Genomic DNA, 14773 nt, shown 5'->3' with positions numbered 1-14773 from the left:
CCCGGAAATTTTTCTAGTTCGTCGAGTCTGCCGCAAAGGTGGTATGAAAAAGTGGAAGGATTTTGTTAACGGAAGAGTTATATAGGTGATCAGGACGGCCTACCAGCCATGATAAATTGAGTCGGCAATGAAAGATTTTGATGACATCTTGAGGCTGAAAACGACACTCGACTCCACCAACGTTGTGGAACAGCTTGCCCGTGCAATCCCGCCCTCTACGGCGAGTGTGTGGAAGCTCTCTCAAGAGATGGAACTCGCGTCCATGATGGAGCGCGCTCGCGCCCAGATAGTAACCAATTCGATAGTGGCCTCCATGATTCGGCCAAGTGCAGCGTCAATACTGCAAGCAATGCCGAGGTTTGATTGGGACCCGCAAGGTCTCGCACCAAAGTACACGATTGACCCTCAGGTGATTGCGGGCGCCGCTCAGAGCATTGCAAGTTTTCATGACTCGATAGCAACCCTCGCGCAGGAATTCCGTGCGAAATGTGATACGGCGTTGAAGAGCATTCAAGAGCTCAAGATCGCTCACAATTACGCTTGGACGAGTGAAATGCGAGTCGCAGCCGGGCAGATCGCCGCTATCGGTCAGATCAACTTTGAAATTCCAGCTCTAGCCACATCGCGTTGGCCGGCTGACATGGTCGTCGAGCGATTGCCTTTGCTGGAGGACTGCGTACTGAACACCGCAGCCTTGGGGATTTTCCAAGCTGCTTCCATCGAAGCGGCGTCGTTTCACTCTCCGACCCACTTATCGATTGCGTCTGACTTCGTGCGCGGGCATGTCGAAGTGGTGAGAAGGTTACCCCCAGGACTGGGGGACTCAGAGCATGAAGACAACAGGATGCGCGATCACTGCGAGGAAGGAATTGGCGCAAAGTTGGAGACTCTCCTGAGTGGTGTGGATCCAAGGCTTGTGTCCCTACGCCGCAGGTCGTGGTCCAACTTGTCTGGTGGTGATGCCGCGGGTGCCCGGTTAGCCATGGTTGGTATTCGTGAACTGTTTGACGAGGTGTTCAGGCGGGTAGCTCCTCATTCAGCTGTTCAGAAGACTCCCCAATTTGAAAACCGGGTTGACCGAACAGTGACAAGGCCAACTCGAAGGATGAGGCTTGCCTACGCATTGGGAGAAGAACGTGCAGCGGAACTCGACTCAATACTGCAATTTAGCAGCAGCGTTGAGAGGACGCAGCAATTCGTGCATACATTCGCCGAGGACGTGGAACTGGTACGGGTGCAAATGTCCAACTTCGAAAACTGGATTTTCCTGCTGTTGCACTACGGATCCGCACGTTCGAGTTAGTTGGAGAATGTTGTGATGTCTGAATACCTTCCGAGGTATGCTCGGCGCGCGGACAGATCGCGGCTCGTAAAGCTACTTTGTAAGGGGCGTTGCTCCTGTGTTCGGTGGGCAGAAATGAACGTGGATTATCCGGTGCGACCGACCTTACGATACGCTCAAGTTGGTGAGTTTACTGCCGTTAGTCTGAAATGCAGCAAAATCGCGATGGACCCGTATAACTGGATTCGACCTTAAACACTGTCCTTGTCGACCACCCCATATGGAGATGACGATGGCATTGAAGGAACTCAACGACACCGGGGGCATGCACGAAGTTCGAGCCCTCCCACACAAACGGGAGTTTGACAGGACCTGGCACCAGATTCCGCGCGCGGAAAGAGCACTCATCGAGAGGGAGATCAATCGCCGTCTCGATGAACTGTCGAATTCACCGGACGCTCGTTGGGGCTCAATTACCAACACGTCAATCGAAGGTGGGCGTGTAAATGAACTTACCGGCAAACCGGGAGACTGGACAGGTACGGTATTCGATCCCATCTATATTGCCTGCGGCTCTCATGAAGAACGAGCCGGTAAGTTCTTCGGAAATGTGTGGAAGTCGGTAATTATCTCTCGAGCCGAAACATGGATTGGAATCCGTTTCGATCCCACGTTCCCTAATCGGGGGATCACACTTGGGGGCAAGACATACTTTGTTGATTATTCAGCGTCGAAAGAGAGTTAGTCGCGTCGCCGGATCGCGAACGCGTGAACTTCGGTCCAGTCATCGATCATTCTTCGCCTCTCGATACGAAAAGAACAATGTCTGAGAGTATCTGCATCTATTGTCGAAAACCCGGGAATTCGCGTGAGCACGTAGCACCTGCGTCAATTGGCGGGAATTGCACGATAACGTGCGTATGTGTGGAGTGCAATAGGGCGCTTTCAACTGCTGATAAAGGACTCGCTGAGCATTCGCCGGTAACTCTCTCAAAACTCCACCACACTCCGCAGAGCGCATTCTCAACTCAGTTGGGTGGACACTCGTCTTTCGAAGATGCTGATGTGGGGCGAGTGACCGTCCGTGTCGAGAATCAGATGGTCCCTACAGTACGTCCCCAATTGTTTCTTGATCAAGATCGCATCAGGGTGGCTGTTAGCGACCGCGACGGGTTGAAAACACTGATTTCCTTTATTGATCGGCAAATCGCGAGTGACCATCTCAAAGATACCCGTATCTTCATCGATGAGAACGCGAGATTGCCTCATTACTGTATGCACCGGAGCGACGACGCAGTGGTGTCGGCCTCAGATTCGCAATTGGCCCGGAAGCTTCTTCTTCTTTTGCAATCCAGTTGGACACAAATCAAAAGCAAGCTCGAAAATGCAGAAGAAAGCAGACGTGCGTCAACTCCGGAGATAACAATCAAGCTAACATTTAGACCAAATGACGAATACCGGGGCGTCGCGAAGATTGCATTTGAAACGCTGGCGGTACTCTTCGGACCTGAGCTGGTCTTACGCGACGAATTCAATCCGGTTCGTGAATACATCCGCGGCGAAGTCAAACTGCCTGAAACGGTTCCCCCAGGGGAAATTGCAGTGGATTCCAGATTCGTCGAGCGCCTCCAGCCACAGTCTCAGTTGCCTTTTAGTGACCAGCACGGTGTGATCGTTCTATCTTCTCCACCGAATTTGGTTGCTTTCGTATTGTTGTATGGCGAGCACGGTTATATCGTGCGCCTTGCGAATGGACTTTTCGACGAACGCTGGGTTCGTGCATACGAATTTTCATACACTCGTGACGGGCACCGAGAGCTCAACGATGCCGAGTTCGCTCGACGATTGTTTACAGCCCCACCGGAAAGCTTCGGCGTGTCCGCAGGTGATTTAAGCCAGATTGATCTTGAATTGGGCGATGGCTGAGCCCTCGGCGAAACTGGGAAATCCGGGACTTGCATGATGGATATTATTTCGAGTTCTTCCTCTGACAAGCCTCGCCCGATTTTGCCCATTTACAAGGCATCCAAAACCTCTTTAAAAATTATCTGCCTTGACTCCCTTCGACCAACGTGGGTGGTCTGCTTTTCTGAAAGTTCTTGATATTGCCTGATCCTTGCTGATAGCTGACGAGACGTCACCCGTCGGCCCTCCAAGATAGCCGCGAAGCTCTTTAGTTTTTCTGCTAGGCCTTCATTCGAGTTTTCTGTGAGCAGGTCTTCGCCGATGATGGTTGTCACCATCGTATAGAAATGAATTTGGTTCACGGCAAGACGAGATGCACGGAAATTGGCATCACTCACATATAGCTTTCGAATGAAGGAGAAGAGTTGACTCAGTTTAGTGGTTTCTGCTGTCGTCAGCGGGGGGTTTGTGCTTTTCATGGCGGCTGCGCGGATGAATCCCTTCAAAATATCTACCGGATTTCTGTGCTCCTTGGTTCTCAAGAACATGGCGAATTCAACGAGCATCTCCCACATTCGGTCTGCTTTTGAGTTTCTGTCCCTCATACCGATGATGATTTGCATCGTTTGCAGAACCTGGGTAAATTCGTTCTTCTTAGGGAAATAAAGCCAATCATTCTGACGTTGCTCCTTGCGCGAAATGAGCATTCGTACACTGTTGAGAAGCCTATCCTTTGACATTGCGCGGACAATGGCGAACCGCTTCACCGGTTCGCCGGTAGAATTGATATCCACGAATAAATTGATGATTTCATCGAGTGCGCTAGGATTATCTTGGTCGAGTGTAATTTCGATTGTTGGAATTACATATTCCCGCAGGTCTCTAACTAAATCCTCACCCAACTCCTCAAGACCTTGTTTCTTCTTTCCGCCGAGGTCAATCTTGAATCCGACAGCGTCCTTGTACTTGCGTTCTGCAAAGTAATTCTTCGGATTATTGACTTTCAACGAAGCGTGTTTGTCGCCGATAAACATGATGATGCTCTCAAGTCGCTGCTTGCCGTCTAGTATGTTGTATGCGTACTTGTCTCCAGCCGCATCGCGGTAGAGGAAAATTGCCGGTATTGGGCGACCTTGGACAATATTCGTGAGGAGTTTCCTCCGCGCTGACACACCCCACACGTGGTAGCGCTGGAAGGGAGGAATCAAATTGATCTTGTCATCGTTGACGTAGTTCACGAACTGATCCAGTTTCATTTCGCTGTTCTTATAGCGCATCGTGCTCCAAGCTTTCGGGGTCATCGTACACCCCCGCCAAGAGGTGCACTATCCCCTTTAACCTCCTGCCTTTCGTAACAACCATTTCCGGGCAGGGTTGATGGGGAAATCGACGACAGACGAATAATCACTAAATATTCAGTGCAGATCAAGGATTGCTCAGCGCCGGGCACTCAGAGTCTGGCAGTCTTCGAGATTTGGGAAATAGACACTGCATTCTTTTTCCTTGTGACCGACCGCACGTCCCCGCGTGCTCCCCATCACCGACTCTTCCCAAGACCCCAACTATTCTGCGCATGTGGGGCATTCCCAATAGCAGCAACTAGCTCTTTTTGAAATTCGAGCCTCGACCTCTCGACGGTGCAGCTCAACCAGCGAAATAGGCGCCCTAAGTCCTTATTTCGAAATATTTTACGTGTAAGTTCTTTGGATTGAATATTTTGCGCACTATAGATTAGCTAACCCGTGCGTTTTGAATATTTTGCGAAAAAACAGGGGGGAGGGGGTACCCTTCTTCTAAATCCCAAAATCCCCTGAGCGTTCGAGGCGGCGGCGGACGAACGTACGGACGAGTTCCAAATTGGGCGCGCTGAGAGAGTCGAACTGGACGCCGACGGTGCAGTCTTCGGAGACGCGCAGGACTTTTGCCGTAACGTCGAGACGCTGGCTGTTGTCGAGCGTGATCGCGAGGGAGACGCTCATTCCGGGGGTCAGCGGAGCGGTGGCCACAAAGCACAGGCCGCCCTCGCTGATATCGCGACAGGTTCCGCGGACCGCGATCGCCCCGGCCGAACCGGTCACGGCGGTCGTGAGCGGGATGCGTACGAAGCGGCGCTGCTCCTGGAGCATGGAGCCGCGGGTGCTGTTCAGGCGCTTCATCAGGCTGGTGCGGTCGAACGGCTTGTGCAGGAAAAACGTCGCGCCGGCGGCCATGGCCGCCTCCATGGTTTTTTGGTCGTCACTGCCGCTGATGGCAACTACCGTGGTGCGCCGATTGAGCGCGCTCTTTCGAATTTCAGCGGCGATTTCGAGACCGCTGATTTCCGGCATGATGATGTCGAGCACGATGCCATCGAATTTTTCGGAGTGGATGATTTCGAGCGCGCGCTTTGAAGAGTTAATGCAGCGCACTTCGGAGCTCATGGACTGGAGAACTTCGCGCAGAAGTTCCAGGGTGTTGATGTCATCGTCGACGATGAGAATCTTCAGCGCCATTTGCCGTCCCGAACTTAGGCGTCCGCCTTTGTATCACATTCGGGCCGGCCAGAGTGTAAGCAAGTCTGCATGTGTCCCAGTAGAGAGATCCGGTTCTTCGCCCGGCAAATGGTCAGACGGTAGTCTGCGCGGCGGCTTGCGGACGGACCATCGCTAGTGTGGTGAGGTCGTTGTCGGGCTGCTTGTTGTCGAGGAACTCTTGGGCTGCGGCGTGCATGGCAGCACAAAGCTCGCGGGCGTCTACGAAGCGCGCTTCGAGCATGCTGTTCTTCACCCGGTCGATGCCGAACTCTTCGTGGTGACGCTTGGTTTCCACCAACCCGCGGGAGACGAGCAGCAGCGAGGAGCCGGGAAGTGCAACGCAGATCTGTGCATCGTGGGTGCTGTGGGTGAACAGGCCGAGCGGAAGGCCGCTGGCGTCGAGTGTGGTGATGCCGTCGCTGTCGCGCACCAGCGCCGGCAAATGGCCCGCGTTGATGTAGGTCAACATGCCGGATCCGGGCTCCATGCAAGCGAGAAATGCTGGGGTGTAGCGGGGCCCGCCAGCGACGTCGATGATCGAGCGATTCAGGCTCAGCATGAGGTCACTGAGGCGGTCAGACTCGTTGATGTCGCTCCCCGAAAAGAGCTCGGCGGCATTTTTCTGGAACGTCTCCTGGACGGAAGCTGCGATGTGCAAAGCTTCGTCGCGATTGCCGGAGATGTCGCAGAAAAACATGAGGATGCGGCCATTGACCGCCGCAAAGTCGTAGAAATCTCCGCCGGTGCGCGCGCCGCGATAGAGGGCGAAGAAATGGATCTGCGGGTGATCCGGCATGTTGGCAGGCTGCGGTTTGCGGTACTGATGGGTTTCGTGACGAAAAAGAGAGAACATTGCCGCTCCGGGAAGCGAAAAAGTATCACAACTCGCTGGCCGTCACCAATGAATATCGGCGGCGGCCGTTATTGTCCGTACTTGCTCTTGAGGTAGGTCGCGATGTCTTCCTCGAACTGCCCATAACCCACATTGAAGGTGCTGCGCAACGCGGCTTCCGTGGATGAGCCTTCCCCGATTCGTTCCAGGAGACGCCGGACGTCGCTCATGCCGTACGTATCATTAATGTATTCGACGGCAGTGAGTGATTCGGCATAAGCGATGGCGGCAGAATTACCGTCCAGACCCATGAACGAGCCTTCGAGCGCGTTGAGCGGGATCTCCCTTTGGCTGGCATAAAGCTTGGCGAGCAGTGGTCCCGCGCTGGAGATGCTTTTCGGTTCCATGAGCTGCGCCACACCCTCGTTGAGCCAGTAGGGGCAGCGTCCGCGGGCGATCTGGGTGATGAACGAATGAGTGAGCTCGTGACGGAGCACGCGCGCCAGTTCGCTGGTCATCTGCGAGACGCCGCTGATCGGGATGCGGAGCTTACCGTCGTTGATGGCGCCGGACCAAGACGGAGCCTGGGTGACGTCAAAGAATGCCTGCTCGGTATAAAGGATGACCGTGATGCTGCCGTGGGGGGCGACGCCGAGTTGGCTGACGAGGCCGTCGTAATCGGAGTCGAGCTGCTCGAGGATGTCGCGGGGAAGGCCGTTCTGCGAGGCCTTTCCCTCGAAGCGCAGGGTGAAGTGGCTGCTCTCGGCGGCAGTGTAGTCGGCTTCCGTCGTGGTTTCCTTATGCGCGCGCTTGAGGAAGGCTTCGACGGTCGGGTCGGGACGGAGCTTAAGAGACTTCTCGAATGCCGGGATCGCGTCCTTGGAGCGATCGGCCTGGAGGTTGGCGTAGCCGAGCACGGCCCAGGCGTCGGGCGAATCTGGCGCGGCGCGAACGGCACGCTCGGCCAGCGGCAGTGCTTCCTGTGGGCGTCCGGTGCGGACAAGCACGGCGGCGTAGTTGATCAGAACGTTGGCATCGTCGGACTTGAAGCGCAGAGCGCGGTCAAAGTAGCGGGCGGCAGCATCTCGATCACCTTGTTCCAGGGCAAAGCGTCCGGCCATGAAGTTAGCGGCGGCAGCGGTTGCGGCATCGCCATTGCGCTCGGCATCCGCAATGGCCACGTCGTCAATGCGGTCGTTCTTGATGACATGCACTTCGGCCGCGGCTCCGAAGACGGGAGTGGCAGTTTGTGGGACGAATTCGGGGGCGGCAGCAGGCCCGTGCGATGACAATGGAGATCCGAACGCGTCAATGTGATCGACCGAGGATTTGGGGATGGCGTAGCTGGAGTCACCAATCTCGTAGAGGACTTTGTCTTTCTCTTCGCGAACGGAGTCGACGAGGATCTTGCGGCCATTCTTGAGCACGATGGTTTCGGCGGACAGCGATAGCGATCCTAGCGAGAGGAGCAACAACAAGCAGGCAGAGAAGCGCATTTTTAGGCATTCTAGCTGCTTTGGGTGGGAACCGAAACAAGGTTGCAGCTTGATTGTTGCCAGTGAGTGCACCTAGAGTGGACGGGACCGAATGAGAACCAGCGGCGGATCGCGATGGCTGATTACCGTTGCCTTGCTGGCGTGCTCGTGCGTGCTGTGCGCGCAGGAGAATCCGCCGGCGGCTGCGAACACCATATTGCCTCTGTATCACGCGCTACGAACAGTACGGCTCGATACCAGCAAAGTCTTCAAAATCCGTGAAGCGGTGATTGATCGAGAAGACCTGCACATTTTTTTCAATGACGGCACCGTGGTATTCACGCAAGAAGTAGAAGGGAAAATCACCGGGCTTTATTTCGAAGGCGACGGCGAAGTGTTGCTGCGCCCGCCAAATCGTACCGAAAAACTGTCGCTCGGACTCTTCACGAAGGAAGGAGTGCTCGCCGACAAGTTCACCCACGCCTATTTGCGGTTCAACGACGATGTTTATGCAGAGCTAAAGGCGTCGCTACGTCCGCCAGTGGATTTGGATACTTCGCAGGTTGCGCAGTTTGATGACGCGGCGGTGCGGCTCGCAGACCTCGATGCCCTGCGGCTTCTGACAGCGTTTACGAGCGGTCCGGCGAAAGACGAAACGGGTCGCACAGTGATGGCCGACCGCTTTCTGCATGCGCGCATCGGCGGCAGCACACACGGAACGTACGACCTGTTTTATGACACGCGGAACCCCGAGCAGATCGTTGCGGGGCAGTTGGGCCACAACGGCGGATTCAGTTATTACGATTTGTGGATGTCGTTCCTCTCGCGTCACGTGCGTGAGGGCAAGACCGACGGAGTGGTACCGCTACGCACGGCGGACGCGGTCCACGTCGATAAATTCAAGATTGAAGCGGTAATTCACCCGCCGAAGGACCTCTCGGGCGAGGCATTGCTTGATGTGTCTGTGCGGCAGGGAGGGCCGCGGATGCTCTTCTTCGAGCTGTCGCACGAACTCAAAGTGAAGAGTGTGGTACTCGGCGGCGCGCCTATCGAGTTCCTACAGAACGAGGCGATTGAAGGAACGCAGTTGGCACGACGCGGCAACGATTTTATTGCCGTGGTATTGCCTGCGCCGTGCAAGCCCGGCGAGAAGTTCCGCCTTGAGTTCCGCTACGAAGGCTCGGTTCTGGCGGATGCAGGAGGAGGGCTGCTGTATGTCGGCGCACGAGGTACGTGGTATCCGAACCGCGGGTTGACGCCATCGCAATACGAGATGACCTTCTCGTATCCGCCGCAGTGGACGCTGCTGGCGACGGGAGAGAAGGCGTCGGAAACGCAGGAGGGGGAACTGCGCCGGAGTACGTGGGTCACAAATCGACCGATTCCGATCGCCGGGTTCAACCTTGGTCAATACGTGGAGGCGCGAGACAAGGCACAAAACGCTGAAATCGAAGCCTACGCCAGCCATGGGGTGGAGAAGGACTTGCCTTCGACGCAAACGTATACCCTCCAACGGCGGCGAGATCCGTGGAGTGGACCGGGGCTCGAGGAGATCACGGTGTCGCTGAACTTCAATCCCGCGGCGGGAGCGAAGATCGTGGCACGAGAGGCGGCAAAGAGCGTGGAGTTTTACGACTCGTTGCTGGGACCCTATCCGTATCCGTCGCTCAAGCTGACGCAGCTTCCGGGGCCAGATAGCCAAGGTTGGCCTGGGTTGATCTACTTATCGAGTTATACCTTCCTCACGCCGGAAGAACGCGAACACCTTGGAATGAACGACTTTGTGAAGACGTTTTTTGGGACGCTGGTGACGCGGCATGAGGTCGCGCACATGTGGTGGGGACACCAGGTGTTCTGGAATTCGTATCGCGACCAATGGCTGTCGGAGGCGCTGGCGAACTACTCCGCGCTTCTCATGACGCAACAGGACGAGCCGCAAAAGTTCCGGATCATCATGGATGGGTATCGTAGCCAACTGCTCTCGAAACGCGAAGGAGCGGACCTGTACGAGGCTGGGCCTGTGACACTGGGATTGCGATTGAATTCGTCGAAATTTCCTGACGCTTACCAGGCGATTGCGTACGGCCGTGGAACGTGGCTCATTCATATGCTGCGCTCGATGTTGCAAGACGGTACGCGGGCATCGCGAGGCAAAACCAAGGTGAGTGGGGACGATTTGTTCATTCAGGCGTTGCGATCGGTACTTCAGAAACATCGCGATGGCCCGATGACGAACGATGATCTGCGCGAGGCATTCGAACAGGTATGGCCGGAGTCGTTGCGCTTCGAGGGTCGCAAGAGTCTGGACTGGTTCTTTGATGGGTGGGTGAACGGAACGGCGATTCCAGCGCTCGAAGTGAGCGGATTGAAATTCGCGAAGCAGGGAACGGAAGAGTTCGTCAGCGGAGTGATCCACCAGAAAGATGCGCCGGATGACTTGGTGACCTCGATCCCGGTGTATTCGCAGAATGGCGAGCGTTTCGATTACCTGGGGCGAGTATTTGCGGTGGGCAATGACACTCGGTTTCGGCTGCCGTCGCATGGCGGGCACAAAATTGTGCTCGATCCGTTCCACACGGTATTGACGCGTCCGAACTAGAGTTGGTCGAGAGCTGCGGAAACTCTCAAGACGAATCGCGCATCTGTTATGATGTTCGTCTGGTACACTGCACGCCCGCGGAGAGGTGGCCGAGTGGCTGAAGGCGGCGGTTTGCTAAACCGTTATACGGTCAAAAGCTGTATCGGGGGTTCGAATCCCCCCCTCTCCGCCATAACCGCAAGTTGTTGAAAATAAAACACTTACATAATCCTCGGTGACGAAACCTCGGGAGTTGCTTCCCGCTGTGCCTTCGCCAGTTGCACAGTAGTTGCACACTCCAATTTCCGCATCGCCTTAACCGCCTGCGAATCAACGGTTTTGATGTAGCAGCTCTGCGTCACGGAAACACTCGAGTGACGGAGGATCATTTGCGTGATCTTGTCCGGCACTTCCAAGCCGTGGAGATTCGTTGCCAATCCGCGACGCAGTGCATGCCAGCCGTGCCACTCGATGCCAGAGCCTTTGAGCGCTGGGCGAATGACTTCATCCGCCACACGTTGCATCCCGATCGGCTTGCCGACGGCGTTCGGAAACATGAAGCCGCTGGCCGGCGAACCCATTGTCTTGAGATGTGCATCAATCCGCGCCGCTAACTGTGAGACGACTGGGACCGGCGCCTTGCTCGCCTTGGTCTTCACCTTCTTTACCTGGGACCGCCATGCTGACTGTGCGACGAAGATCGAGTCATGGTTGTAGTGCTCCACCAGCAATCCGCGGATCTCTCCGCTCCGCAAGCCGCCAAATCCTGCGACCGCGATCATCGAGGCCGCAGGTTCCGGAACCAATTCCAGCATCCGCAGGATTTCGTGAAGCGAGTATGCGTATGTCTCCTCACCTTCGCGACATTCTGGGATCACGGTGTCCCACATCGGGTTTTCCGTATGCAAGACGCCTTGGCGCTTGGCATAGCGGAACGTTCCCGATAAGAACGACTTCACGCGCTTGATCGTTTCCTTCGCGGTGTCATGGGCCCGAGCGATTTCCAGGAGCATGTCCTCGCACTCGCAGGTGCGGTAATCGCGGAGCGCTGACGTCCCGCGCTCCTTGATGTACAGACTCCAAAGATTCTTGTAGCCGGCGTACGTGCTGGGAGCTTTGTGCTCCTTGATGTACGGCAGATACCGTTTTTCGATGAAGTCTGTCAGGCTCATGCTGCTGCCTACCGTGATTGTTCCGTTGTTGAGGGGTGAAAGAAACTCGTCAGCCAGAACCCGGACGGAGCTCTTCGTTCGAAGAGCGCCACCGTAGTCCGCCAACTTTTTGCACTTCTGCACCCGTTTTACTGAACCGTCCGGCTGGTGTTCCGATTCGCGATAGCGAAGATACCAACCACTTCCTTTGCGAAAAACTTGACCTTCTTGATGCCTTCCGTTCCTCTTCACTGGATACGTTCCTTTCCAGAGGACCGGACTACCGTGCTAACGTGTGCCCCCACCATACGACGTTTCAGCCAAGCTTCCAACTGGGGGCTGCCCCACCAGTAGCGACAGTATTTGCCGAGCTTCGTGTGAGGGATCGGGTCTATCGTGCGTTTGCGCGTGTGCTCGCGTACCCAGGTTTCGGGTACGTTAAGACGGGCTGCGAGCTGCCGCGGATCTAGCACTTCGTATCCCGACTGGCAGAGCCCGGGATATGCGGTTGTGCTGCTAAGAACTTCCTGATCCATGATTTCCTGCTAACGGTTTTAGACTTGAAGGGAACTTCAGAGCTGTTTCGCTTTTTCCCAGGGCTCCCGTTCCTGAGTTAGGCGCCATTGTTTGCCGATCCACCTCCTTGCTGCTGATATTCAGAGTTCCATGGCGTGCGGTAGCTGCCAAAGGCTGTTAGGAGATTTTTCTTTCTTTGCTGGCATTTGCCGGCGGGAACGTCCGCTTTTTCTGGGTGACCGACGGCTTACGTTTGCGGGTCGCAAGCTTACGTTGGCCTTTCGGGCTAGCGAGGTCGGGGTTCTGTTTGCGCCATTCGGCCAGTTCAGATCGTTTGAAACGCCAGGCTGTTTGTCCGTCGTAGCGCAGTTGGTGAGCCGGGATTAGTTGAGCCATCGCCCAGTAAAAGATGGTGTCCATGCTGACATGGAGGAACTCGGCGGCCTCCACGGGGCCGATGAGATATTCAGGTGGCGGAGGCGGAGTTGTGTCGAGAAGAAGATCTGAGATTCTGTTCAAGGTTGTGAATTCCTTTCGAGATGGATCGTAGGAGGGAAAAGGCTAATGCGGGAGAGCCCAATGGTACGGGGGCGGATTGTACTCGGCGGGGAGGCGGAACGGCGTCAGCAGACCACAGCTACTGCTTACGGGGCTGGTTAGTATAGGGCCACTTCGGCTACCGGCTGTGGAAAACCCTGAGAAAAGTTTGGGGTACCTGCCGAATCGGGAATTAGCGCTTTTTCTTCGATCGTTTGGCGCCCAGGAGTTCTCCGGCGACGTCCGAAAGCAGGTGGGCCTGCGCTTCTGCTTCGGCGGCTTGGCTGCGAAGTTTCAGGGACCGGTACCAGTCCGCTCGGGAAGAGGATCCCAGGCCCGGGTCATACTGGCAGGCTTCCAGTCTCTTCATTTCTCTGAGCGCTTCGAGATCGGCCGTGGCTTGCGTGGCAAAGCGCACGGCGAGAGGGGCGTTCCCCAAGACGCGAGAGAGGTACAAAATCCGGAGGATCTCGTCAATCGAAGTTGGGCGTCGCCTCAGAAGATCCCTCCATTCTTTTGCCAGCTTCTTGGCGCCGGCCTTGGTAATGGAAAAAGGCTTGCTACCTCGGCTCCCTGGTTTTTCCGCCGTTATCCAACCATCCTTTTCGAGGCGATCCAGCACCGGGGCAGTTGTTCCCACTGACAGCCCAGCTTTGACTTTGAAATCGTAAGGTGTTCTCAGCCCGCGTTGCACAAGCGCGAGCAGCAGAAGGTCGATATCGGTCGCGGGAGTCATTGATGTACCTGCGGTACATCATCTGCCAGGATCACGATTCCGAACAAGACGATTCTGAGACCGACGCCCATTCCCGGTGTTTCAAGTGCTTGTGTCGCGCGGCGGACACCGAGTGAACGACAGAATTCCGGACACTGCGTGTTTGTCGGAACTGGAGGCGTGATGAGAGCAGCCCTGTATGCGCTAGTTTCCACCCACAACGGCCAGAACCTGGAACTTCAACTTGCGGAGATGCGCGAGTACGCGGGGCGGCGAGGTTGGGAAATCGCTTCGGAATAGGTTGACCTCGGAGTGTCAGGCGCGCAGGAATCTCGACCGGAACCAAATCGCCTTATGGCGGACGCTCACAGGCGGTCAATTGACGTTGTGCTGTGTTGGAAAATTGACCACTTTGGGCGCTCATTGAAGCACTTGGTCAATGCGCCTGCAAACCTTGACGCGTACGGCGTCGCGTTCGCCAGTCTGTGCGACAGCCTTGACCTCAGCACCGCGTCGGGACGGCTCATGTTCCAAATCATCGGAGCTATGGCCGAATTTGAGCGTTCGCTTATTCAAGAGCGCGTCAGGGCTGGACTGCGCACCGCGAAGCTCAAGGGTGCGGCGCTTTGTCGGCCACGGCGTATCGTTGACGGTAACGAGATGATGCGTCTCCGGGCAGAGGGAGCAAGCTACCGGTCTATCGCCCAGGCGCTGGGCGTATCGGCCGAGACTGTGCGTTCGCGGCTGCTAGCGCGTGACTAAAAAAAACTAATCTGTGGAACGATTCTTGGAGCTGAAATTGCTCGCTTTTGCGGTTAAGCCAGTGGCGTCTGAGAATCATGTGATTTGCGGTTCCGGATCATCCATTTCGCGGGGAGCGTACGCGGTAGCAGCGGAGCAACTTATATTAAGATGAAGGAAGCTCATGATTTCTGAAGCAGACAGCTCCGATCCTCGCGTCAGGCTGCTTACCCAAATGAAGCAGATGCAGGATGCGGCAAGCGCGCGCTATCCAGTTCCAACCACTCCGGAACCATCGCGCGATGAAATCACCACTTGGTGCGAGGCGACACCGCAATTCGCGAAGGCTACTGACGGATGCAACGTCGAACTCGATGGTGTCTGCGCGCATGGTTATCCGTCGTGGCTGATCATGTACGGGCTTGTTGCAGATCCAAACGCGCTGTAGGCGCAAATTTGTAAGCCTAACAGTTAACAAACAAGACTCTGGTCCTCACCCACGCTCACCCCGCGCATAATGCTGGATTA

13 protein-coding genes, 1 tRNA gene and 1 pseudogene are annotated in these 14773 nt (G+C 55.7%); 8 read left to right on the top strand and 7 right to left on the bottom strand.

Going from position 1 to position 14773, the window contains the following annotated elements; translation table 11 throughout:
* Positions 1-127 precede the first annotated feature (127 nt).
* The 4 genes and pseudogenes from ACID345_RS22270 (at position 128) to ACID345_RS22260 (ending at position 3208) form a co-directional block, all read left to right on the top strand.
* Positions 128-1303 carry a hypothetical protein gene (locus ACID345_RS22270; protein WP_011525080.1) on the top strand — a complete coding sequence of 392 codons (1176 nt, stop codon included), beginning with the start codon at positions 128-130 and terminating at the stop codon, positions 1301-1303.
* A 271-nt stretch (positions 1304-1574) separates the two neighbouring features.
* A complete protein-coding gene (locus ACID345_RS25995; RefSeq protein WP_049762013.1) occupies positions 1575-2027 on the top strand; it encodes a hypothetical protein in 453 nt (150 codons plus the stop codon).
* A 77-nt stretch (positions 2028-2104) separates the two neighbouring features.
* Positions 2105-2215 (top strand): annotated as a pseudogene (locus ACID345_RS27585) (hypothetical protein); the annotation flags it as partial.
* 165 nt (positions 2216-2380) lie between these two features.
* Positions 2381-3208: a hypothetical protein gene (locus ACID345_RS22260; protein ID WP_041855997.1), complete on the top strand. Its 828-nt coding sequence runs from the start codon at positions 2381-2383 to the stop codon at positions 3206-3208.
* Between the two features lie 89 nt (positions 3209-3297).
* Here the strand turns inward: ACID345_RS22260 and ACID345_RS22255 are convergent, their stop codons facing one another.
* The 4 genes from ACID345_RS22255 to ACID345_RS25990 form a co-directional block, all read right to left on the bottom strand.
* On the bottom strand, positions 3298-4488 hold the full coding sequence (locus ACID345_RS22255; protein WP_083763817.1) for a DUF262 domain-containing protein: 1191 nt from the start codon (positions 4486-4488) through the stop codon (positions 3298-3300).
* 492 nt (positions 4489-4980) lie between these two features.
* Positions 4981-5679, bottom strand: a complete 699-nt coding sequence (locus tag ACID345_RS22250; protein WP_011525076.1) for a response regulator — start codon at positions 5677-5679, stop codon at positions 4981-4983.
* 112 nt (positions 5680-5791) lie between these two features.
* Complete coding sequence (locus tag ACID345_RS22245) at positions 5792-6553, bottom strand: PP2C family protein-serine/threonine phosphatase (protein WP_011525075.1); 762 nt, start codon at positions 6551-6553, stop codon at positions 5792-5794.
* 68 nt (positions 6554-6621) lie between these two features.
* The gene (locus ACID345_RS25990) at positions 6622-8028 is read right to left on the bottom strand and encodes a tetratricopeptide repeat protein (RefSeq protein ID WP_011525074.1); all 1407 of its coding nucleotides are present in this window, start codon (positions 8026-8028) and stop codon (positions 6622-6624) included.
* A 91-nt stretch (positions 8029-8119) separates the two neighbouring features.
* Here ACID345_RS25990 and ACID345_RS22230 point away from each other — a divergent pair, with 91 nt between their 5' ends.
* On the top strand, positions 8120-10606 hold the full coding sequence (locus ACID345_RS22230; protein ID WP_011525073.1) for a M1 family metallopeptidase: 2487 nt from the start codon (positions 8120-8122) through the stop codon (positions 10604-10606).
* Between the two features lie 79 nt (positions 10607-10685).
* Positions 10686-10778, top strand: a tRNA-Ser gene (locus tag ACID345_RS22225).
* Between the two features lie 28 nt (positions 10779-10806).
* Here ACID345_RS22225 and ACID345_RS22220 read toward each other — a convergent pair.
* From ACID345_RS22220 to ACID345_RS22210, 3 genes are all read right to left on the bottom strand, one after another.
* Positions 10807-11757: a tyrosine-type recombinase/integrase gene (locus tag ACID345_RS22220; protein ID WP_148210221.1), complete on the bottom strand. Its 951-nt coding sequence runs from the start codon at positions 11755-11757 to the stop codon at positions 10807-10809.
* A 672-nt stretch (positions 11758-12429) separates the two neighbouring features.
* A complete protein-coding gene (locus ACID345_RS22215) occupies positions 12430-12702 on the bottom strand; it encodes a helix-turn-helix domain-containing protein (RefSeq protein WP_228370789.1) in 273 nt (90 codons plus the stop codon).
* 280 nt (positions 12703-12982) lie between these two features.
* The gene (locus ACID345_RS22210; RefSeq protein ID WP_187148895.1) at positions 12983-13411 is read right to left on the bottom strand and encodes a hypothetical protein; all 429 of its coding nucleotides are present in this window, start codon (positions 13409-13411) and stop codon (positions 12983-12985) included.
* Between the two features lie 405 nt (positions 13412-13816).
* Between ACID345_RS22210 and ACID345_RS22205 the strand changes: the two genes are divergently transcribed.
* A complete protein-coding gene (locus ACID345_RS22205; protein ID WP_011525069.1) occupies positions 13817-14266 on the top strand; it encodes a recombinase family protein in 450 nt (149 codons plus the stop codon).
* A 163-nt stretch (positions 14267-14429) separates the two neighbouring features.
* Positions 14430-14693: a hypothetical protein gene (locus tag ACID345_RS22200; RefSeq protein ID WP_011525068.1), complete on the top strand. Its 264-nt coding sequence runs from the start codon at positions 14430-14432 to the stop codon at positions 14691-14693.
* Positions 14694-14773: the final 80 nt, after the last annotated feature.

The organism is Candidatus Koribacter versatilis Ellin345 (genome assembly GCF_000014005.1).
Taxonomy (GTDB): Bacteria; Acidobacteriota; Terriglobia; order Terriglobales; family Acidobacteriaceae; genus Korobacter; species Korobacter versatilis_A.
Note: the sequence above shows the minus strand (reverse complement) of the source record. Positions and strands in the feature narration are given on the sequence as shown.